18 protein-coding genes are annotated in these 20,608 nt (G+C 53.4%); 10 read left to right on the top strand and 8 right to left on the bottom strand.

Annotated elements, in window-relative coordinates; translation table 11 throughout:
• Positions 1-26: 26 nt before the first annotated feature.
• Positions 27-1,505 carry a M28 family peptidase gene (locus J2I47_RS24975; protein WP_207367350.1) on the bottom strand — a complete coding sequence of 493 codons (1,479 nt, stop codon included), beginning with the start codon at positions 1,503-1,505 and terminating at the stop codon, positions 27-29.
• Positions 1,506-1,584: 79 nt separating this feature from the next.
• Between J2I47_RS24975 and pbpC the strand changes: the two genes are divergently transcribed.
• Positions 1,585-4,008, top strand: coding sequence for a penicillin-binding protein 1C (gene pbpC / locus J2I47_RS24970; protein WP_207367349.1), 2,424 nt, complete (start codon positions 1,585-1,587; stop codon positions 4,006-4,008).
• A 12-nt stretch (positions 4,009-4,020) separates the two neighbouring features.
• Here pbpC and J2I47_RS24965 read toward each other — a convergent pair whose 3' ends face one another.
• Both J2I47_RS24965 and J2I47_RS24960 read right to left on the bottom strand, forming a co-directional pair.
• Positions 4,021-4,203 (bottom strand): hypothetical protein, encoded by a 183-nt coding sequence (locus J2I47_RS24965; protein ID WP_207367348.1) that lies wholly within the window; start codon positions 4,201-4,203, stop codon positions 4,021-4,023.
• 48 nt (positions 4,204-4,251) lie between these two features.
• Positions 4,252-4,656 carry a hypothetical protein gene (locus J2I47_RS24960; RefSeq protein WP_207367347.1) on the bottom strand — a complete coding sequence of 135 codons (405 nt, stop codon included), beginning with the start codon at positions 4,654-4,656 and terminating at the stop codon, positions 4,252-4,254.
• Between the two features lie 120 nt (positions 4,657-4,776).
• Between J2I47_RS24960 and J2I47_RS24955 the strand changes: the two genes are divergently transcribed.
• The 6 genes from J2I47_RS24955 (at position 4,777) to J2I47_RS24930 (ending at position 9,076) form a co-directional block, all read left to right on the top strand.
• The gene (locus tag J2I47_RS24955; protein ID WP_207367346.1) at positions 4,777-5,121 is read left to right on the top strand and encodes a XisI protein; all 345 of its coding nucleotides are present in this window, start codon (positions 4,777-4,779) and stop codon (positions 5,119-5,121) included.
• A 72-nt stretch (positions 5,122-5,193) separates the two neighbouring features.
• Entirely contained in the window at positions 5,194-6,435 is a 1,242-nt protein-coding gene (locus tag J2I47_RS24950) for an acyl-CoA dehydrogenase family protein (protein WP_207367345.1), read from the top strand.
• A gap of 3 nt (positions 6,436-6,438) precedes the next feature.
• Positions 6,439-6,648, top strand: a complete 210-nt coding sequence (locus J2I47_RS24945; RefSeq protein ID WP_207367344.1) for a hypothetical protein — start codon at positions 6,439-6,441, stop codon at positions 6,646-6,648.
• A gap of 108 nt (positions 6,649-6,756) precedes the next feature.
• Positions 6,757-7,107 (top strand): hypothetical protein, encoded by a 351-nt coding sequence (locus J2I47_RS24940; protein ID WP_229374930.1) that lies wholly within the window; start codon positions 6,757-6,759, stop codon positions 7,105-7,107.
• A gap of 3 nt (positions 7,108-7,110) precedes the next feature.
• Positions 7,111-8,163 (top strand): phosphotransferase family protein, encoded by a 1,053-nt coding sequence (locus J2I47_RS24935; RefSeq protein WP_207367343.1) that lies wholly within the window; start codon positions 7,111-7,113, stop codon positions 8,161-8,163.
• An 88-nt stretch (positions 8,164-8,251) separates the two neighbouring features.
• Positions 8,252-9,076, top strand: a complete 825-nt coding sequence (locus tag J2I47_RS24930; protein WP_207367342.1) for a hypothetical protein — start codon at positions 8,252-8,254, stop codon at positions 9,074-9,076.
• A gap of 7 nt (positions 9,077-9,083) precedes the next feature.
• Here J2I47_RS24930 and lpcA read toward each other — a convergent pair whose 3' ends face one another.
• On the bottom strand, positions 9,084-9,662 hold the full coding sequence (gene lpcA, locus J2I47_RS24925; protein WP_207367341.1) for a D-sedoheptulose 7-phosphate isomerase: 579 nt from the start codon (positions 9,660-9,662) through the stop codon (positions 9,084-9,086).
• Positions 9,663-9,664: 2 nt separating this feature from the next.
• Positions 9,665-11,443 (bottom strand): hypothetical protein, encoded by a 1,779-nt coding sequence (locus tag J2I47_RS24920; protein ID WP_207367340.1) that lies wholly within the window; start codon positions 11,441-11,443, stop codon positions 9,665-9,667.
• Positions 11,444-11,556: 113 nt separating this feature from the next.
• On the opposite strand from J2I47_RS24920, the gene upp reads away from it, so the two are divergent.
• A complete protein-coding gene (gene upp, locus J2I47_RS24915) occupies positions 11,557-12,207 on the top strand; it encodes a uracil phosphoribosyltransferase (RefSeq protein WP_207367339.1) in 651 nt (216 codons plus the stop codon).
• Positions 12,208-12,355: 148 nt separating this feature from the next.
• A complete protein-coding gene (locus J2I47_RS24910; RefSeq protein WP_207367338.1) occupies positions 12,356-13,204 on the top strand; it encodes a hypothetical protein in 849 nt (282 codons plus the stop codon).
• A 20-nt stretch (positions 13,205-13,224) separates the two neighbouring features.
• Here the strand turns inward: J2I47_RS24910 and J2I47_RS24905 are convergent, their stop codons facing one another.
• Both J2I47_RS24905 and J2I47_RS24900 read right to left on the bottom strand, forming a co-directional pair.
• The gene (locus J2I47_RS24905) at positions 13,225-15,294 is read right to left on the bottom strand and encodes a T9SS type A sorting domain-containing protein (protein ID WP_207367337.1); all 2,070 of its coding nucleotides are present in this window, start codon (positions 15,292-15,294) and stop codon (positions 13,225-13,227) included.
• Positions 15,295-15,404: 110 nt separating this feature from the next.
• Positions 15,405-18,500 carry a carboxypeptidase-like regulatory domain-containing protein gene (locus J2I47_RS24900; protein WP_207367336.1) on the bottom strand — a complete coding sequence of 1,032 codons (3,096 nt, stop codon included), beginning with the start codon at positions 18,498-18,500 and terminating at the stop codon, positions 15,405-15,407.
• Between the two features lie 288 nt (positions 18,501-18,788).
• Here J2I47_RS24900 and J2I47_RS24895 point away from each other — a divergent pair, with 288 nt between their 5' ends.
• Positions 18,789-19,859: a mannose-1-phosphate guanylyltransferase gene (locus J2I47_RS24895; protein ID WP_207367335.1), complete on the top strand. Its 1,071-nt coding sequence runs from the start codon at positions 18,789-18,791 to the stop codon at positions 19,857-19,859.
• A 131-nt stretch (positions 19,860-19,990) separates the two neighbouring features.
• On the opposite strand, the gene msrA is transcribed toward J2I47_RS24895, so the two are convergent.
• Complete coding sequence (gene msrA / locus J2I47_RS24890; RefSeq protein ID WP_207367334.1) at positions 19,991-20,566, bottom strand: peptide-methionine (S)-S-oxide reductase MsrA; 576 nt, start codon at positions 20,564-20,566, stop codon at positions 19,991-19,993.
• Between the last annotated feature and the right edge of the window lie 42 nt (positions 20,567-20,608).

Genomic DNA, 20,608 nt, shown 5'->3' with positions numbered 1-20,608 from the left:
TAAACCTTAGACGTTAAACCTTAAACTCATCGTTCTAATCTAAACCCCACATCCACCGTCGGCTTATCGGCGTCGTTGGCTACGCGCCAGGCGGTGAGGTACATCCAGCGGGTCATGCGCGTGAGCTTAGCGTAGTCGATGCGGGCGGGCTCGTCGCGGGGGGTGTGGTAGTCGGGGTGGAGGAGCGTAGTGAAGCAGATAGCCGGGATACCCGCACGAGCATAGGGCAGGTGGTCAGACCGGAAATACCAGCCTTCGGGGTGGTCGGGGCGGTCCCAGAGCGTGTCGAGCTTGAATTTTGTGTCGGTCCTGTTTGCCTGCATCGCGTCGTTGACCAGGGCTATCGAGTTGCGGTGCGGTAGTTGCGATCCCAGCAGGGCGGCAGAATCGGGGTTGTTCCGGCCCATCATCTCGCCGTTCAGCACCGCCACAATGCTCGATTTCGGCACGGTGGGGTGTTCTACAAAATACCGGGACCCCAGCAAACCGCGCTCTTCGGCGCCGTGGAAAACGATCAGCAGGCTGCGCTTGCCTGGTTTTTGCACAAACGCCCGGCCAATGGCCAACGCCGCCGCGCAACCCGTAGCGTTATCATCGGCCCCGTTATAAATCGAATCACCGGCCACAGCCCGCCGAATGCCGTCGTGGTCCTGGTGCGTGCTAATGAGTACGTTTTCATCGCGCAGTTTAGGGTCGGTACCTGGCAGTTTCGCCACAATATTCACCGACGGATAGCTGAAGCTCTCTACATTGACCACGTTGGTAAACTGCCCATTAGGCTGTTTCACCAGCGGCAGCTTGTCGGCAGGCATCCAGAGCAGGGGCGCCTGCGAAAATACCCGCGTGTTGGGACCACCGGGCAGGTCATATCGGCCCATTTCCATGGCACTGCTCCACCAGTTATACACCGCCTGTGCCCGGTCGTCGGACACGAAAATGGTGGCTACTGCCCCTGCTTTGACCAGTTCGGCGGCGCGGGCGTTCATGGTGTTGAGCATAAACCGGCGGAAGCTGAGGTTGCCCGGCGGGTTGCCCGAGAAGAGAATCGCCACGGCCTTACCTTTCACATCGACGTTGGCCATTTCGGCGGGGGTGCCCGTGCCGACATACACGAGCGGGGCGTCGACCGAGGCAATGGCAGGGGCCAGGGCAATCACGTCGGGGCCGTAGGTGAGGGCTTTGCCACCCAGCACAAACCGACTCGTTTCGCTCACACGGGTGCGTTGGATGTGGAAGAACTGAAAATACGTGCCGTCGTCGCCTGCCGGTTGCAGGCCCATCGCCCGGAGTTGCTCAGCGATCCAGGCCGATGCTTTTAACTCGTTGAGCGACCCCGCCACACGCCCCTGGAAATGGTCATCGGCGAGTTTGTAGAGATCACGTTTAATATCGGCCTCACGAATGGCCGCCCGATTATCGGCAGGCAGTTTTTGAGCAAGAACAATGGGCGAAAGCAGTGCCAGCAACGAGGCGGCCAGCCCGATACGTCGAGTTAGGTTGATCACAGCAACAGTCGATTAGATGAGGAGCGAAAGTAAGACGCTTTTGTATATTGTGAAGGCAACAAGAAGCTGGACGAGATCAATGAAAACACTAGTGCGTTATCTGACCTTGTCTCTGATACGCAAAAGCGGCTATGCCCTTCTCCCCTACCTACGCACCCGCCGCTGGCCCAAAGTGGCCATGACGGTGCTGCTGGGGCTGTTTTTGCTCGACCGGCTGTTTCCGCCCCCGCTGTCTGTGCCCTATTCCACCATCGTCACGGCCGCCGACAGCACCACCCTCCATGCTTTTCTGAGCCGCGACGATAAATGGCGGATGTACGCCACGCTGGATGAGATTACACCCACGTTGCGGCAAACGATACGACAAAAAGAAGACCGCTGGTTTCGCTGGCACCCCGGCATCAACCCTGTAGCGATGATGCGGGCAGCCGGACGGAACCTGCTGTCGGGGAAGCGCACGTCGGGGGCATCTACGATCACGATGCAGGTAGTGCGTCTGCTGGAGCCACGTCCGCGTACGTATGGGAGCAAAGTGATTGAGGTGCTGCGGGCCTTTCAACTGGAAGTGCGCCTGAGCAAAGACGAAATCCTCCAACTGTACCTGAATCTGGTACCTTACGGTGGCAATATTGAAGGCATCAAATCGGCGTCGCTGCTGTTTTTCGGGAAGCCGCCGCAACTGCTCAGCCTAGCCGAAATCACTACGCTGGCTATCATCCCCAATCGCCCGTCGAGCCTGCGGCTGGGTGAAAACAACGCCGCCGTGATCACGGCCCGCAACGCCTGGCTCCGGCGGTTTTTGGCAGCGGGCACTTTTCCCAGACAGGCCATTGATAACGCCCTGCTGGAACCGCTCAACGCCCACCGCCGCCCCGCACCCAACATGGCTCCCCATCTGAGTCTACGGCTGCAAAGCGAGCATCCAAATGAACCAGTTATCGTCAGCACCATACAGGCAAACGTGCAGGCGGCAACAGAACGACTTGTGCGTCAATATGTTGACCGTATTAAGGCGCAAAACATACGCAACGCAGCGGTGCTGGTGATAGACAACCAAACGGGCGCGGTAGAAGCCTACGTCGGCTCGGCAGCGTTTGGCGACGTGGTTGATGGCGGGCAGGTAGACGGTGTGCGGGCCGTGCGGTCGCCGGGGTCGGCGTTAAAGCCTTTGTTGTACGCGCTGGCGTTTGATCAGGGACTGATTACACCCAAAGCCAGGATCCATGACGTGCCCACCAACTTTGGCGGTTACGAACCCGATAATTACGACCGGCAATTCAACGGCCCCGTCACGGCAGAATTTGCCCTTGCCAATTCATTGAATATTCCCGCCGTAAAACTCCTGCGCGACGTATCGACACCCGTTTTCGTAGCGAAGCTGCGCGAGGCGGGGTTCAGAACGGTTCAAAAACAGGCCGATGACCTGGGACTATCCATGATCCTGGGTGGTTGCGGCGTGACGCTGGAAGAGTTGACGCGGGCGTACACGGCGTTTCCGAACAGGGGACAGCGGCGGGATTTGGCGTACGTGAGGACTTTGTCGGCGGCCGCTCTCGCGCCCGAAAGCGGGCAGGCACGACCGGTTCGGGTATGGTCTACCCCTACGTTTAGCCCCGAAGCCGCTTTTCTGGTTACGAATACTTTAACCCAGATTACCCGGCCCGATCTGCCCAATAACTTCGATAATAGCTATCACCTACCGCGTATTGCCTGGAAAACCGGGACAAGCTACGGACGGCGCGATGCCTGGAGTGTGGGCTACAACCGGCATTATACGATAGGGGTGTGGGTGGGCAATTTTTCGGGTATCGGCGTACCCAATTTGAGCGGAGCTAATACGGCCGCTCCCCTACTGTTTCAGCTATTCAATGCCATCGACTACAACGCACCCACGGGCTGGTTTCGGCCACCCACGGGCGGCAAACTGGGTTTCCGGCAAATCTGCCCCGAAAGCGGCGACGTGCCTGAACACACCTGCGCGGGCCGGGCTACAGACTACTACATCATGGGCGTGTCGCGGGCCAACCGGTGTGGGCATCAGCAGCAGGTCTGGACAAATTCGGCGGCAACAGTCTCATACTGTGCGCATTGTCGCCCGGCGGGAGTCGATTCATTGTCTCGCCCCGTAGCCCGGATGTACCCGAACCTGGCCCCGGAAGTGGTAGCGTGGTATGCGGCAAGTCACCGGCCTTATGCAGCTATTCCGCCGCACAACCCGGCCTGTTCGCGGGTGTTTGGCAACGGCGGGGCTCCCCTTATCACAAGCCTCAACGCGGGTAGCGACTATTTCATCGACCCAAAAAGTCCTGCCGATTTAGCGCTGTCGTGCCAGACGGCCAATGACGTACAGGTGGTGTACTGGTATTTGAACAATGGGCTGTTCCGCAAGGCCAAACCTACCGAAACGATTTTCTTCCGCCCCACGCCCGGCGTCCTGACCGTCTCCTGCGCCGACGACAAAGGGCGCGTCAGCAAAGTGCGAGTAGTGGTGAAACGGGGGTGAAATCAGATTGCATTAATCATCTCCCTTTTGAGGAACAGGTTTGGGGAAAGGAATATGGGCTTGTTCGTAAGACTGAATGGCCTTGGCTAAGGCACGGGCTTGATTTTGCAATTCCTGGTTATCACCCATGCAGGCAACAAGTTCATCGAAATGAATAAATGCCTGTTTGTAAGCAGTTTCCGTTGAGATGGTCATGGCTGAAAATAATAAGAACCGGATTAAAACGGTGTAAACAACGCTTTTTTAATCACTAGTTACTTCTATAACGCCGACTTTTTTGCTAATAATGAAGTGCCTGAACTTGTCTGTATTAGAGTTTGAATATATGGACAAATTGAGCCAAAACTCAAGGGGAGTAGTTTCAAACAGTCCCGTATTGCTAGCCATTCTGAAGTAATAGCTTTTACCACGTTCGACAGGTATGAACACCGGTTTGCCACCAATGAGCAACCCTAACGTATCCGCATCTACTTCAACCAGCGTAGGACAGCAAACTTTTAGTCGAATGGGTTTATTAGGATCAAACGTAGTGATGAGATCACGACCCGGCCCGTCTGTAAAATAAATCTTGGCTGTTCGTGATTGAGCGTAGAGCGATTGACGACTAAATAGAGTAAACACGACGAGAAAAAGTAGGATGCGGATCATAAAGTGTGTCAGTTTAGAAGGTTAAGGTTGGCTCTATTTGTAGTCGCAATGACGCTTATATTTACACATTGCCTGTTGCTAGAGAGTGGATATAACGTCATTCTAACCTTTAGCTTTAGTATGAAAAATAAAGCAGAAAAATATCAGAAAATTATTCAGGAATTGCTGGAAGAGTATGCTCAGCACAGACCTGTCAATCTTCAAGATATTGATAATCAAGTAACTATAGATTCTCAGAGAGGTCACTATCAACTGGTCCGGGTGGGTTGGAGCGGGGATCGATTTGTACGAAATACAGTATTTCATTTCGACCTGAAACCAGATGACAAAATCTGGATTCAAGCTAACTGGACTGATGTTGACATAGCGGCCACGTTAGTAGAACGAGGCGTTGAACGGACTGATATTGTTCTTGGATTTCAGCCGCCTCGATACAGAGCTTTTTCGGGCTACGCCGTAGCCTGATTTCGACTTCATAAGCCCCAATCTTTCCCGTAAATTTGATAGTACAATTTCAACCTAAACCAGCGCCTTCGCATGGAAGCCATCTTTGCCACTGACCATACCCGCGAGCTTGTTCCACGCATCCGCGAGTTTATTCATACGCACCTTGTACCGCTTGAAACCGGCGAATACCTGACGGGAAATTTCTCGAAAGTGGCGGCCATTCTGGACCAAAAACGCGAACTAGTGCGGCAGGCGGGGCTTTGGGGGCTGCAACACAGCATCGACGAGGGCGGACTGGGCCTCACGCTCTGCGAATTCGGGCAGGTGAGCGAAGTACTGGCTACCAGTCCGTTTGGGCATTACACCTTCAACTGCCAGGCCCCCGATATCGGCAACATGGAACTGATGCACAAATACGCCTCGGATGACATCAAGCGGCAGTACCTGGAGCCGCTGAAAGAGGGCCATATCCGGTCGTGCTTCTCCATGACCGAACCCGAATTTGCGGGCTCGAACCCTACTCAGATGGGTACATTAGCTATCCGCGACGGCGACGAGTGGGTGATCAACGGCCACAAATGGTTTACCTCCTCTGCCGACGGGGCCGCATTTGCTGTGGTTATGGCCGTGACCAACCCCGACGCTGCCCCCCACAAACGGGCCAGTATGATTGTGGTGCCAACGGATAATCCCGGCTTTGAGCTGGTGCGTAACATCAGCATTATGGGCGATCCGTCTGACCATTGGGGTAGCCACGCCGAAGTGCGCTACACCAACTGCCGCGTACCCTACAACAACCTTATTGGGGGCGAAGGCATGGGCTTTATGCTGGCGCAGGAACGGCTTGGACCAGGCCGCATTCACCACTGCATGCGCTGGATCGGCATTGCCGAACGCTCATTTGACCTCATGTGCCACCGGGCGGCCACGCGCGAGATCGAGCCGGGCATGATGCTGGGCGAAAAGCAATTCATTCAGGGGTTCATTGCCGAAAGCCGGGCCGAAATTGACGCCTCGCGGCTGATGGTGCTCCGTACGGCTCATAACATCGACGAGCAGGGGGCGGCAGCCGTTCGCAACGAGATTTCGGCCATCAAGTTCTTTGTGGCTAACATGGTGCTGCGCGTGGTGGACCGGGCCATTCAAACCTTCGGGGCGATGGGCATCACCGACGGCGTGCTGCTGGCCTGGTACTACCGCCACGAACGCGGCGCCCGGATTTACGACGGTGCCGACGAAGTACACAAAACAGCCCTGGCACGGAGCATTTTAAAGAATTACGGCCTGGACACGCGGAAAAACAAAGCCGCCGAACTGGCTTCACGGACGTAACGTATGGAAACGCCAGTATTCAAATTAGACAGAACCGCATTCAAAGCAGGTAATCACCAACAAAATGGTAACCAGTTTTTGTATTGGCAGTCGAAGTCAATGACAGAGCGGTTACAAGCTGCGGCTTATTTAAATAGTGTAGCCTATAATTATGACCTGCTCAATCCTCCTCGTCTAGATCGCACTGCCTTTTCCATGCGAAAACAGGATTAGCTAGTTTCATGGCTAACATTTTCAACCAAGATTTTCGAGATTTTTTGACTGCCTTCCGCGAGGCCGAGGTAGACTATGTACTTGTAGGAGGCTACTCAGTAATTCTTCATGGTTATTCGCGTACCACAGGCGACATGGACATCTGGGTACGAAAAACTGTCAATAATTGTACAAGCATTCAATACGCTTGGGATGCCCGTTTTTGATATGACAGCCCACAACTTCCTGGAAAATGATGCCTTTGACGTATTTTCATTTGGGCGACCGCCCGTGTCAATCGCTATTATCACGGCTATAAAAGGGCTGACTTTTGAGGAAGCATATCAAAATGCTGAAGATCATGAAGTAGAGGACCTGTTAATTCGTCTGATACAATTCAATGATCTCATTGTTGCCAAACGGGCAGCTGGGCGTGCTAGAGACATGGATGACATCGAAAATCTTACTGGCGAAAGCTAAGTCATGGCTGATATTCAACAAGATACACCCAACCCTGTGCGGGCGGGGGAAGAACTCAATACCAGTGCGCTGGAGGCGTACCTCAACATTGGCCCTATCGCGCAGGTGATGCAGTTTCCAGGGGGGTATTCCAACCTGACGTACCTGCTCGTTTGTGACAAAAAACAATATGTACTGCGTCGCCCGCCGGTGGGGGCCAAAGCCATCAAGGGCGGGCACGATATGGGGCGCGAGTTCCGGGTGCTGAGCCTGCTGCAGGGGGCAGGATATGCCAAAATACCCCGGCCAGTGGCTTATTGCGACGACGAGAGTGTGATTGGCTGTCCGTTTTACGTTATGGAGCGGGTGCCGGGCGTGATCCTGCGGGCGCAGTCGGCTCCGAAAATGGGATTGTCGGAAAGCACCATGCGGGGACTATCAGAGGCACTGGTCGATACGCTGGTGGAGCTTCATGCGCTACCCGTGCAACCTGATCTGGCGCAGTTGGGCAAGCCCGACGGCTATGTGCAACGGCAGGTGGAAGGCTGGCACAAGCGCTACCTGGCCGCCCAAACCGACGACCTCCCGGCCATGACCGATCTGGCCCGTTACCTTACCGACAACCTGCCCGCCCAAAACCCCGATGTGACGTTGCTCCACAACGATTTCAAGTATGATAACGTAGTATTGAACAGCGACTTGACCCAGATCAATGCCATTCTGGACTGGGAGATGTGCACCATCGGCGACCCGCTTATGGACGTGGGTACGTCGCTTTCCTATTGGGCTGAGGCGTCGGATGATCCATTTCGTAAGTCGTTCAACCTGACGTGGTTACCGGGCAATTTAACCCGTCGCGAGTTTGCCAATCGGTATGCCGAACAGTCGGGGCGAGATGTGAGCGATATCCTGTATTATTATGTCTTTGGCCTGTTTAAGAACGCCGTGGTGATTCAGCAAATTTATGGCCGTTATAAGCAGGGCTTAACCAAAGACGAACGATTTGCAGGTTTGCTGGCGGGTGTACAGGCGCTGTCGAGCGTAGGCGTACGGGCTATAGAGACAGGGAAATTATAGGCCGAATAGCCGGTTCATATTAAACTTACCTGGCGAAAGTACACCTAAGCACAAAACAGTTTACTTTAATGCAAAATGCTTGTCTGCTATGAAAAGTTTACTGCTCGCTTGCCTATCGCTACTGTTACTAACTAGCTGTGCACCAACAGTTTCGCAGTTAGTTACCCTGAAAAGTGACAACCTCAAAAGCGACCCCAGGCAGGGATTTGTTTATGACAATGATACCCTGCGGCTGAGCTATCAGTTCTTCGCCGAACGTGGCCTGATTCATTTCGCCATTGAAAACAAGCTGAACAAACCGCTCTACGTTGATTGGAAACGGTCGTCGTTTATTATTGGGCAAAACAAGCTCGATTATTGGTATGACGTGGCGAACATCAACCTTTATGGCACGGCTTACACCAGCACCTATGGCCGGTATTTTCGCAACAGCAGCAGTGGATATGGCAGCTTTTCGCTCAACGGAACGGTCCGCAAAGACAACGCGATCGACTACATTCCACCGGGAACGAAGCTGGAAAGAGATCAATTTATACTCGTACCCGGCAACGCGCTGAGTTTACCCGGACAGTTTACCGTCGCAAAGGTACCATCAACGGTACCGGACGAAAAGAAACCGGCTGATGTTCAGGTGTATCACTACACCACTACCGATTCGCCGTTGACGTTTCGCAACTACCTGACCCTTGGTACAGACAAAGATTTCAACCACGAAATCGTCATTGATAGTAAATTCTGGGCGGCCGATGTACAGGTAATGGCCAGAAAGCAGTTCCTGGGCAATGCCTACGAGTTCGAAGCAAATGAGCCTGGAACGGTGGGGTCGCGCACGTTACCCTATTACCGCCCCGATGCGTTTTTTATCAACTACACGCCGGAATCAGCAAACAGTATGTCATCATCACCCCGGTAGAGAACAATCAGGCAAGCCCTAACTTCTTCTCTATCAGCATAATAAAGATGTGAATGATTTTGATGTGTATCTCCTGGATGCGGTCTGCGTAACCAAAATGAGGGACGCGAATTTCTATGTCGGCCTGCCCGGCTAGCTTGCCGCCATCCTTTCCGGTGAGCAATACCACCTTCATATTCCGGTGGCGGGCAGCTTCTACGGCCCGGATAATATTGGCCGAATTACCGCTGGTGCTCAGGCCCAACAACACGTCGCCAGGTTGGCCAAGGCCTTCCACGAAACGCGAGAAGATATGGTCGAAGCCGTAGTCGTTTCCTACGCAGGACATATGACTGGTATCGGAAATGGCAATGGCGGCCAGTGAGCGACGGTCGTTACGGTACCGGCCCGACAGTTCCTCGGCAAAATGCATGGCGTCGCAGTGAGAGCCGCCGTTACCACACGAAATAATCTTTCGGTCGTTTTTCAAGGCCTCTACCATCAAATCAGCAGCGGCATCAATAGCAGAGAAATTGGCTTCGTCAGCTAAAAAAGTAGTCAGAACGGCTTGTGCTTCCGTAAGCTCAGCACGAATAATATCAATCATAGTTAAAACACCCAACTCCGGTAGGGAGCGTTCCAGCGGACGGCAAAGTTAAACACGTTGGTGTTGTATGAGTCCGGTACGTACTGACTGCTTTGTTGCCGGTTCAGAAAACGCCCTTCTAAAAACAGATTGTGCTTCAGCATATAGGTCAGCCGCACGTCTGAATACGTCGTGATCACCTTACGGCCCTGCCCGATGGTGTTGTTGTAGTCGCGGAGACGGTCTTCGTAATCCAGCAGCGGGTTGCCGCCATAGTTGCGGTTGGGTGGATCGGTGCCTTTCATCATCACGCCGAAGGTGCCGTTTACGGTTAGGCGTTGCCGCTGAAAACGGAGGGTCCCCAGCCCTTCCATAAAGTTGGCCCCTAGCGGCGTGGCAAGGGGCTGATTATAATGCACGTAGTTGGTTTGTCCCGACTTGTGTGAGTAAGTGTAGGGCCGCGCCACGTTGAATTCGCCCTGCAAATCAAGGTTAGGGATACCCGCCACGTCGATGTACTTCAGACCCAGCTGCGCGGCAAATTTGTTTGTCCACGACCCGTTGGCCGCCCGGACCTCTTTGATCAAAAACTCATCGAGCATCAGTTGGCCATAGAACAGAAAGTGCTGCGCAGCATTTACTTTCAGGTCAACACCCACAAATGCATTGTCGGCGCTACCCCGCGACGACTCTACGTAGCGATACAGAATCACCGGGTTGAGGTAATTGATGTCGAATTTGTCGCGGCTGAATACCTCGGCTTCAAAGAGACCAATATTCACCCGGCGGCTCAGATTCACGCTGAGGTGATGCATGGCCGTGAATTTTTGCGGAAACAGATTGAGTCCCGACAGCACCACCTGCCCATTCTGCAATTCAGCAAACAGGTTGGTGTACTGGAATCGCTTGCCAAACCGGGTCGAAAATTTCAGAAACAGATACGGTGCCGCATTGTCGGAGAGCAGCAATGAACGAAGCCCATTGCCGAAGAAATTACGGTCATGACCAAACTGTATGTTGATAATTTTCAGCGCATTGACGGTGAAATAACCACGCGCTTCGATGAAATCGGCGGCGCTGTTGAAGGTTTTGACCACGCCCTGCCCCGGTGCAAATCCACCCGCCGCCAGGCCATATTGTTTGCCGTAGTCCTGGATATACCTGGGATAAACAACCTGGTTGTCAGCAAAATAACTGTAGAAACCTAACTTCTTACCAATGCTGCCCCGCACCTCTACGCCCCGTGTATTGGTATACATAGATGATGAAAGAGCCTGATCTTTGCCAAAACCGACGTAAACAACCGGGTTGATGTGCAGGTCGAAATCGTCGTTTTTGACGCTAAAAAAATCAGCTTTTTTCCGGTAAAAGTAGCCGAACAGTGGCCGTTGGCTGTCGCCGGGTTCATCGTAACGCAGAATAACGGGTTGGGTAGCCGTGGAATCAGTTGAGCGCCCAAAGGCCACGGCCACCGGCGGGAATAATGCCCGCACGGGTTGCGGCGAGGCCCACTCCCAACTATCGTCGCGGAGGTAATTGATGTTGAATTTATCCGTCGGCGATAGGTACGTACCCACACCATAATCGTCAGTACCGGTTTCGAGGGTATCAACCAACTGCATGATTGCCTGGCGGTTATACGGCTTCACAGTGCTGTGGAATTTGTCGGCCCAACGTCCCTGCCGAATTTCATACCGATCAATGAGGTGGTAGTAATCCTGGTTTAGGGGGACAAACGAACTTTGGGCCTGAGCCAGCGTGGAAAGCAGCAATAGACAAGCCAGACAATACAAATAGCGCATAGATACTCGACGGAAAATCGGACGGTGGCAATTGGCCCACTAGCGAAAAATAGACCTTTCGGTTGGCTTTACGGCAACGAGGCGGCTAAATTACCCGTAAACTTAGCCAGCATATGTTTGTTTTCGCTCAAGAAACCTCAGTCGCCAATCAATACATCGCCGAACTTCGCGACGTTCGTCAACAAACCGACCGGCTCCGGTTTCGGCATAACCTTCAGCGCCTGGGTGAACTGACTGCCTACGAGATTTCGCGGACGCTGGCTTATCAGAACGGTAGTGTACAAACGCCGCTGGCTACTGCCGCCACCCAGACGCTGCTGCAACAGCCTGTGCTGGCCCCTATTATGCGGGCGGGTCTACCCTTTCACCAGGGCTTTCTGCATGTTTTCGACCGGGCCGACAATGCCTTTGTGGGGGCTTACCGAAGCTCGGCACAGGCTATTAAGGAAGGCGATTTCGAGATAGAGATGGAATACATCAGTAGCCCTGATCTTAGCGGACGTACCTTGATTCTGATTGACCCCATGCTGGCCACGGGGCGGTCGCTCGAAAAGTCGTATCATGCGCTGCTGCGCTACGGTATTCCGGCCCAAACCCACATTGCTGCCGCCTTTGCCTCGCCTGAAGGCATCCGTTTTGTGCGCGACCGAATGCCCCAGTGCCACCTCTGGCTCGGCGCCATCGACAGCCACCTCAACGATCATTTCTACATTGTGCCCGGCCTCGGCGACGCCGGTGATCTGGCTTATGGCGAGAAGGTGTAAAGTCTCCAATTACAGTTTGGCCGTTTTTGGTTAGCAAGCGCCATTATCTTCTGGCGCTTGCTAACCAAAAACGGCCACTTTTATAGCATATTTAACAGCTAGATTTCGTTGAGAGTATACTTTTATCAGCACATACCTCAACGAAAACATGATCACGTTCAACCGGTTCGCCCCTCTTTTGCTGGGAGCGGCTCTGCTATCCAATGTGGCCAATGCTCAGTCAGCTGCGGTCGACTCTGTTTACACCAACGAAGGCACGTTGGCCGTCAATGTCAAAGAGATTACCGAAACCGGTATTCGTTACACGTACCCAAATGAAGACGTGATTAACACCGTCTTTAAAAATTCGGTATACCGGGTTAGGTATAAGTCGGGGCGGGTACAGTCATTCGCGGAGGCATTGACCTTGAACCCGGTTAACGGGGGCGACGATTGGGAAAAAGTAATGATCTCAAAGCTGGAATCGGAAGTGAAAGGCCTTTATAAGCTTGAAGACGTCAACGCAAAAGCCAAGGGTACCACCGAGTTCTCGAACGTGAACAAGGTCAAGAACCGGGCGTTTGATAAGTTGCGGATGGAGACAGCTATGCTGGGCGGCAACGTGGTTTTTCTGACCGACCAGGCTACCAACGGCAACCTTTACGGCTCACGGTTTCAGTCGGCCCGGAGCACCGAGACGTTTTTGTCGGGCATTGCCTACAGCAACCGCCGTCCAGCCTACGCCGGTTTTATGAGTCAGATCGGTTCGGGCCGCGATTTTTATTTAAAAGAAATACAGCGCCTGGGCAACAACAGCACGGAAATTAGCAAAACACCCGGCAGCACCGTAGCTCATATCGACAGCATAGCCGACGAAAATGGTCAAGTGTTTGTAACCATGAGCGGCTCTGAACTAGTCCCTGGCCGCTACCGGCTGACCTATTTCGACAGTCAGAGAATCGTGCTGATGACCCGCGACCGGAAGCAGATCATCAACCTTGTGTTGGGGATGCCTTGAGGGGATTTAACGTTGAACCCCTACTTCACCCACACCTTGTGTATCTCCGCAGGTTGTCCATCGGCTTGTATTGATAGCAGGTACAGACCAGCGGCGAGGTCGTTTAAGGGTATACCGGTTAGTTCGCCCGTACGCGTGACCTGGCGCATAGTCTGTCCAATCAGGTTTGTGAGACGCAGCAGACCCGTTTGGGGCGTGTTCGCCGAAAAGGGCCAGCGAACCCACAGCTGTTGTGCAGCGGGGTTGGGGTAGACAGTAATCGTGGGCGTGGGTTCGCTGGCGGTGATAACGAAATTAAGCGCTTCAGAAGGCACCGATCCGCAGCCATTGGCCGTGGCTACCACATAGTAGGCTCCCGCAGTAGTAGGCCGGAACGTAGGCCCGGTGGCCCCCGCCACAGGCACCTGGTTGTTGCTATACCACTGGTAGGTTAGCCCCGCCGTAGCAGTGCCACTAAGGCCCAGTTCATCGCCGGTTTGAGTAATGCGGGGCGCAGGAGGAGCCACAGCAACCGTTACTGAAACAGGATCACCCATGTATACAGGCAGAGGTGATATTGCTCGTAGTCGGTAGCCCGTACCGGGAGTTGTGGTTGCTGCCAATGGAATACTCAGCGCAAAATCAGCCACCGAAAACAGGTTGCCCGGCACACCAATGGGCACGCTGGAAACAGGCTGCGCTTTGTCGAAATTCCCCTGGTTATCCGACAGCTGCAAGACAGGTGCCTGTTCAAAATAGCCCCGGTAGGTACCCTTTAGCGTAGCCGTACTACCCGCGCAGAGCGTAACTGACCCAGCCGATGGGCGTAGTTGGAAGGGTTGCAGATTAGCCAGATAATAGGCGGGCGTAGTAGACGAAGCCGTCAGCGTAGTTGATTCAAGCGGCAGCGTGCCGGTTGTTTTTCCCAGCAACAGCAGCGAACCATTTTCGGCGCGGGCAACACTCGTCAGGCGGTCGTTTCCGTTGGTGGCATTGAGGCGATACGTCCAGCGAATCTGGCCCGTTGGGGCGTAGCCCGCCAGGCTCAGGTAGTCAGCAGAACCATATACACTGGTTACTGGATCAAACGGACCATCGTAGCCGCCCGCCACCACAAACGCCCCCGCGGGGTCGACCATCAGCCTACTGCCAGTGGCCGAGTCAGTCCGGGTGACGCCCGTTTTTACCCATTGATTTTGCCCGTCGTTGTTGTAGCGGAGCAGCAGTTGACCTGTTTCCAGCGTTCCATTCGAAAGCCGGTCACGAAGAGCATAGTTGGCCAGCACCACGGCATTATTCTGCCTGTCGAGGGCCAGGTCGATAGGTTCAGTGTCGTATCGTTTGGCTGCGTCGGCGCCCAAAGCCGTGTGCAGGTATGTCTGCCAGCGTAAGGTATCGTCGGTGGTTGCAGCCAGCAGACCATAAGTTGAGCGCGTAGACCGTTCGGCCATCGAGAAGCGGGCATGACCGCTGGCATCGGCTACTACCGTGCCGGGGTCGGGCGGTGGAATAGTGGGAGCACCATAGGTTTGAGCGTCAATAAACCGGCCATCGGCGTCGAACCGGGCTATTAAAGGAACACTGCGCTCATCTTCCCGGCCATATATAAACACCGCGCCTGAGCCATCAGTGGCCATGCTGGTAGATTGTCCCAACCGTCCGGCGCGAGTCAGCACATAAGTGACCCAGCGGCGGGCGTGTGTACTGTCGAACTGGGCAATAAACGTGCTACGGTGTGTTGGCTCTTCCAGTTGGTACGTTGAGTCGGCTACAGTAAACTGCCCAGTGAATGACCCGGCCACCACCAGCCTGCCAGCGCCGTCGGTGGTGATGCGCTGTACGGTAGGCCAGCCCGTGAGCGTTTGCCGCCAGCGTTCTTTCCCTTTAGTGTCTAGTTGAAGAAGTGTATTGCCCCGCAGAAGTATGTAGGCACCGCGGGGGCCGTCGGCGGCAATAGCCAGCGGTTCAGCAGGGAGTGTAGCCACCCAGGGGAAGTTGGGCAGCGTGGTACCAGTTTGTGCCCCTGCCGGCTGATACAAGGCCAGCAACAGCAGCAACAGCCTGTTTTTGGTAAGCCAATAAAGAAAATGAAATAAGTAATGTTTTATCATATATTGAACCGCCACACAAACTGCGCCACTGCTGTGTCCTTTAGCGAAGATACAATAAAGGGAAGCCCTGATTAGGACTTCCCTTTTTAGAACAGGTCATCTATAGACTACTACTGCGACAGTTGGTCGAAGGTGATGCCCACGTAATACATTGACCCGATGCTTGGGTTGCCGTAAGCCTGGATGTAAGGGGTGCCAAACAAGTTAGTTCCACCCACTTTGATCACCGATTTCATGCTCGACAGTTTGTAATTGATTTGCGCATCAAGGTTGTTGATTGCTGGTACCGTGGTGTTCGAGAAGAATGGAATACCCGTTTCTGACGGCTGCACAAAGCCTGATTCCCAGATAAATTCGTCCTGATGTTTCAAGTTGGCACTAAAGCCAATTTTCGAGTCGTTGGTGGCCCGCTTGGTAAAGGTCAGGTTATACCGGTATTTCGGCGTGTTGAAGCTGGCATACTGCAGTTCATCTGATTTGGTAAAGCCGTTCAGGGTATTGTTGGCGATGTTGGCACTCACTACATAACCACGGGCAAGGGCATAATTTAAACCCAATGCCCAACCCGACGCTGTGATGTCCTGGCTGCTGTTGGCAGGTAATGAGTAAGCTTGCCGCGTGTTACCGCTGAATACGCCGCTTTTCTCATCCAGCAAACCCGGCGCTACCGACGCCTTTGGCTGCAACACAACCGCGCCACCAATGAAATCGGTATAGACGCTGTAGTAGTAGTAGCCGTCAACATAGAGCTTCTTGCCGATCACGCCCCGGTAGCCAATTTCGTAGTTGGCTACGCGTTCAGGCTTGAATTTCTTGGGCTGATAAGGAATCAGCGCGCCGTAGTTGGCCGCAATAGCAGCCCCCTGAATGGCAGCGTTTGCGTTAGCCTTAACGACTTTGCCCACCTCGTCGGGTAATGCGGCAGCTACACCCGCGGCAATAGCGGCGGCGGCACCGGAGGCGGGTATCTGCCCGGCAGCTACAGCAGCCTGCACTTTAGCTGTCACGGCAGCCGTAACAGCAGCTTGCACCTGCGGCAATACCTGTGCCGTAAGTGCCGCAATTACCTGATCCTGGAAGGCCTTGTTCGTTGCGCTCGCCGTGATGGCCGCACCTACTGCCTGTACGTTAGCCAGTGAATACGAGTTGCTTAGCTTGTAGCGGTCATAAAACTCAGGCAGGCCACCAATCAGGCGCGCGTTTGGTACCAGCAGGTCGATGTACTGGTTCTGCGTAGTTGGAATTCGGAAACCAGTCTGGTACGAGAGGCGAATATTGTGCTCGCCAAACGTAGTCACAGCCGACAGGCGAGGAGTAAACTGACCGTCGAAGTTCTGATTTTTATCGTAGCGTAGCGAACCACTCAGTTTCAGGTGGTTGTTGAGGAAGCTCTTGCTTACCTGACCAAACGCACCGTATTCATTGATGGCGATTGTGCCGTTGCGGTTTTCGACCTGATCGGCAAAGAGCGTACCCTCTGAGCCAAGCTGGTATTGCCGGTAGTTGGCCCCAACCAGTACGTCGGCAAACTTGATCTGATCTTTGAAGTTGTAAACGCCTTCTATATGATACAGATTCGACTTGTCGAGGAAACCGCCACCACCCTGCGAAATGGGCTTATCGCGGTAAATATCCAGCAATGTTTGGTAGGCCGCCGTACCCGGCTGTGGACGTACCCCGCCGTTGAATCCGGTCGCAAAAGGATTATTGTCGGCAAACGTGCGGGCCGTAACAAATGCCTGGTCTTCAGATTGCCCAGCACCACGAGCCTGAGCAAACGCCCCCGCAAACTCACCAAACCACTGCGAACTTGGCTTGATGGCCTCGTTCATAAAGATGCTGGTGAGGCCCGCGGTATAGGATTTACCCGACCGCTCCTGCGTGGTGTAGCCCCGCAATACGTAATTGCTGCCTTTCAGTTCAATCTTGGCCTGCGTCAGGTTGAAATCCCGCAGTGAATACCGGCCATTTCCTGTGTAGACGGTGGTTCCCGAGCCGTAGTTCAACTGAGCAACCAGTTCGGCTTTCTCCGTAACGCGGTAGTGAACGGCTCCGTTGAATTTAAAGCTCTTGGTGTTATAGTCGACCATGTCAACTTCTTTGAAGCCCGTGCGGCTTACGTTCCGGCTGGTGAAAAAGGCACCAGCGGCAGCAGGTAGCCGACCAAGACCAATCAGTGTGTTAGCTACGGTCTGAATGTTGGCTTGTGCTTCGTCACCATACACGTTTACGCCGTCATAGTTGGGTGCTACGCCCAAGCCGCGTGCCGGATCGTTGACACCCGTCTGTGGGCCACTCACGTTCAAATTATTATAGTTAGTAGCCTGCCAGTCGTCGGCTTTGATGTACGACAGGTTCAGTTTGAAGGCAAACTTGTTGTTGAATGCCTTGGCGTAACGGATAGACCCGTCATAGAAACCGGTGTTAGCGTTGGCGCGGTTGTCAGCGCTCATGATACCCGTGCGGGCGTTGGCGCTCAGTCCCTGGTAAAGAAATGGACTTTTGCTGTTCATCAGCACCAGGCCATTAATGGCGTTGGGACCGTATAGGGCCGAAGCTGCGCCAGGCAAAATCTCTACGCTCTCTACGTCCAGTTCGGGCATACCCACAATGTTGTCGACGGGGAAATTGAGGCCGGGGGCCGAGTTATCCATACCGTCAATCATCTGCACGGTGCGGGGGTTACCCGTGGCACCAAAACCACGCAGGTTGATCGACTTGAATAACAGCCCCTGCGTGGCAATGTCAACGCCTTTCAGGTTAGCCAGTCCGTCGTAAAAGTTAGCAGCGGGGGTTTCGCGGATGGCACGGAGGTCCATCTTTTCCACCGCCACCGGCGATTTCATGACGCTCTCTTCTACCCGCGAGGCTGCTACAACCACTTCCTGTCCCAGCAGTGCCTGCTCGTCCAGCTTCACGTCCATTGTTGAACTGCTGCCGGTTACGTTAATCTGCTCGGTCTTGAAACCTACCGACGTTACGATCAGCGTGAACGGCGGTGGTGTATTCGTCGACAGGTTGAAGTTGCCTTTGGTGTCGGTAATAGTACCAGACACTTTGCCTTTTACGGTAAGGCTCACCCCGGGCAGCGGCTGTCCGCCGGCATCGGTAACCCGGCCCGACACTCTGGTTTGGGCCCAGGCTGCTACCGTGAGCAGCAAAAACAGGCCAGTGAATAAGATACGGTGACGTAGGAGTCTCAACATAGGAAAAGTAAATGAATGGTTACAAACGTGTTTTCAGGCAATAAAACTACAGACTATGTTAGTTTGGTACAATTTAATATTAGAATCAACAAAATTCTTATTAGATCAAAATCAGCTAAATCTTTCACTATCAACCCTTTAAATCAGGTGTTAAAATTGATGGTACCTACGTATATGATGCAAAACCCGTCATGTTTAAGCCGACATCTGTTCATTGTGAACCATTTAACTAAGATTCTGCCCCCGCCAAAAACCTTTACCTTACTTTTGCGGTAAGCATTGTCAAGCATGAATCATACATACATCATCATTATGGCCGGAGGCGTCGGTACGCGCTTTTGGCCGTTTAGTCGCAGCAACTACCCCAAACAGTTTCATGATGTGCTGGGCACCGGCCGCACACTGCTTCAGCAAACCGCCGACCGGTTCGACGGAATCTGTCCGCCCGAAAACATCTATATCGTTACCAGCAGCAAATACAAAGAGATTTGTCAGGAGCAGTTGCCGCAATTAGCTGATGATCAGGTTCTCTGCGAACCCGTAGCCCGCAACACAGCCCCCTGCATTGCCTATGCCTGCTACAAAATTGCGCAGCGCGATCCCGAAGCCAACATTGTGGTGGCTCCCGCCGACCATATTATTCTGAAAGAAGACGCTTTTCGCGCTACAATTCGTACAGCCCTGGCCACTACCGAAGGCAATAATGTGCTGGTAACGCTGGGCATCAAACCCAGCCGCCCCGATACAGGCTATGGCTACATTCAGTACCTGACCGATGCCGAAGGTGACGTAAAGAAGGTGAAGACATTCACCGAGAAGCCCCATCTGGAACTCGCCAGGCAGTTTGTGGAAAGCGGCGAATTTGTCTGGAATGCGGGCATTTTCGTCTGGAACGTGCAGGCTATCAAGCAGGCCTTTACGCAGTTCATGCCCGAAACCGCCGAGATCTTCGCTGAAGGTGAACCGGTCTATTACACCGATGAAGAGTCTGCGTTCATCAATAAAGCCTATTCGCTTTGCAAGAGCGTGTCGATTGATAACGGCATCATGGAAAAGGCCGGTAATGTCTACGTAGTCCTTAGCGAGTTTGGCTGGTCAGATCTGGGTACGTGGAAATCGCTGTATGAGGTATCGGACAAGAGCGACGAATTGAACGTGATCGACGGGCATATTTTGCTCTACGATACGAAGAACTGCATTATCAAAACGCCGAAAGACAGACTGGTGGTTGTCAATGGGTTAGACGGCTACATCGTGGCTGAGTATGACAACGTGCTCATGATCTGCCGCAAGGATGAAGAGCAAAAAGTGAAAGAATTCGTTGCCGACGCCAAAGAGCGGGGCAATGAGTTTGTGTAGGTTTTCAAGGCTGTATAGTCATTTAAAAAGGGAGTCCTAAGCCTGGAAAGTCTGTCATGGTGTTATCTACAACTCCTAGAACAGACTTTCCAGACTTAGGACTCCCTTTTTAAATGACTATACAAACTCTCTTATGCCTTCAATTTTTCGGCAAACACCTTTTTGAATTTATCCAGCTTGGGGGCAATCACAAAGGCGCAATAACCCTGGCCGGGGTTTTGGGCGAAATAGCTCTGGTGGTAGGCCTCGGCCTCGTAGAAGGTGGTGGCGGGACTAATTTCCGTCACGATAGGCCGGTCATACGCACCTGATTTGTCGAGTTCTGCTTTGGCCGTTTCGGCGAGGCGTTTCTGCTCGTCGTTATGGTAAAAAATCACCGACCGGTATTGCGTGCCCACGTCGGCTCCCTGCCGGTTGAGGGTAGTAGGGTCATGGCTGCGGAAAAAAGCCTGCAGTAGTTCGGCATAGGTCACTTTGCGGGGGTCATACGTCACCTCTACACATTCGGCATGGCCCGTATTGCCATTACAGACGTCTTTGTAGGAAGGGTTTGCAACATGGCCACCTTCGTAGCCCGACACGGCATCATATACACCGTCGAGGGTTTCAAACAAGGCCTCTGTACACCAGAAACAGCCGGTGCCGAACGTTGCTTTTTCTGTTACTGTGCCCGCTGGGCTATTTACTGTTGCTGCTTGGGTGTTCATGCGGTATGATTTTGCTGGATTGATCGCTATTTGGTTAACATC

Source organism: Fibrella rubiginis, from assembly GCF_017353185.1.
GTDB lineage: Bacteria > Bacteroidota > Bacteroidia > Cytophagales > Spirosomataceae > Fibrella > Fibrella rubiginis.
Note: the sequence above shows the minus strand (reverse complement) of the source record. Positions and strands in the feature narration are given on the sequence as shown.

Coding starts and splice junctions, on each gene's coding strand:
- pbpC (WP_207367349.1), top strand. CDS start 1,585: ATGAAAACACTAGTGCGTTATCTGACCTTGTCTCTGATACGCAAAAGC.
- J2I47_RS24965 (WP_207367348.1), bottom strand. CDS start 4,203: ATGACCATCTCAACGGAAACTGCTTACAAACAGGCATTTATTCATTTC.
- J2I47_RS24960 (WP_207367347.1), bottom strand. CDS start 4,656: ATGATCCGCATCCTACTTTTTCTCGTCGTGTTTACTCTATTTAGTCGT.
- J2I47_RS24955 (WP_207367346.1), top strand. CDS start 4,777: ATGAAAAATAAAGCAGAAAAATATCAGAAAATTATTCAGGAATTGCTG.
- J2I47_RS24950 (WP_207367345.1), top strand. CDS start 5,194: ATGGAAGCCATCTTTGCCACTGACCATACCCGCGAGCTTGTTCCACGC.
- J2I47_RS24945 (WP_207367344.1), top strand. CDS start 6,439: ATGGAAACGCCAGTATTCAAATTAGACAGAACCGCATTCAAAGCAGGT.
- J2I47_RS24940 (WP_229374930.1), top strand. CDS start 6,757: ATGGTTATTCGCGTACCACAGGCGACATGGACATCTGGGTACGAAAAA.
- J2I47_RS24935 (WP_207367343.1), top strand. CDS start 7,111: ATGGCTGATATTCAACAAGATACACCCAACCCTGTGCGGGCGGGGGAA.
- J2I47_RS24930 (WP_207367342.1), top strand. CDS start 8,252: ATGAAAAGTTTACTGCTCGCTTGCCTATCGCTACTGTTACTAACTAGC.
- lpcA (WP_207367341.1), bottom strand. CDS start 9,662: ATGATTGATATTATTCGTGCTGAGCTTACGGAAGCACAAGCCGTTCTG.
- J2I47_RS24920 (WP_207367340.1), bottom strand. CDS start 11,443: ATGCGCTATTTGTATTGTCTGGCTTGTCTATTGCTGCTTTCCACGCTG.
- upp (WP_207367339.1), top strand. CDS start 11,557: ATGTTTGTTTTCGCTCAAGAAACCTCAGTCGCCAATCAATACATCGCC.
- J2I47_RS24910 (WP_207367338.1), top strand. CDS start 12,356: ATGATCACGTTCAACCGGTTCGCCCCTCTTTTGCTGGGAGCGGCTCTG.
- J2I47_RS24905 (WP_207367337.1), bottom strand. CDS start 15,294: ATGATAAAACATTACTTATTTCATTTTCTTTATTGGCTTACCAAAAAC.
- J2I47_RS24900 (WP_207367336.1), bottom strand. CDS start 18,500: ATGTTGAGACTCCTACGTCACCGTATCTTATTCACTGGCCTGTTTTTG.
- J2I47_RS24895 (WP_207367335.1), top strand. CDS start 18,789: ATGAATCATACATACATCATCATTATGGCCGGAGGCGTCGGTACGCGC.
- msrA (WP_207367334.1), bottom strand. CDS start 20,566: ATGAACACCCAAGCAGCAACAGTAAATAGCCCAGCGGGCACAGTAACA.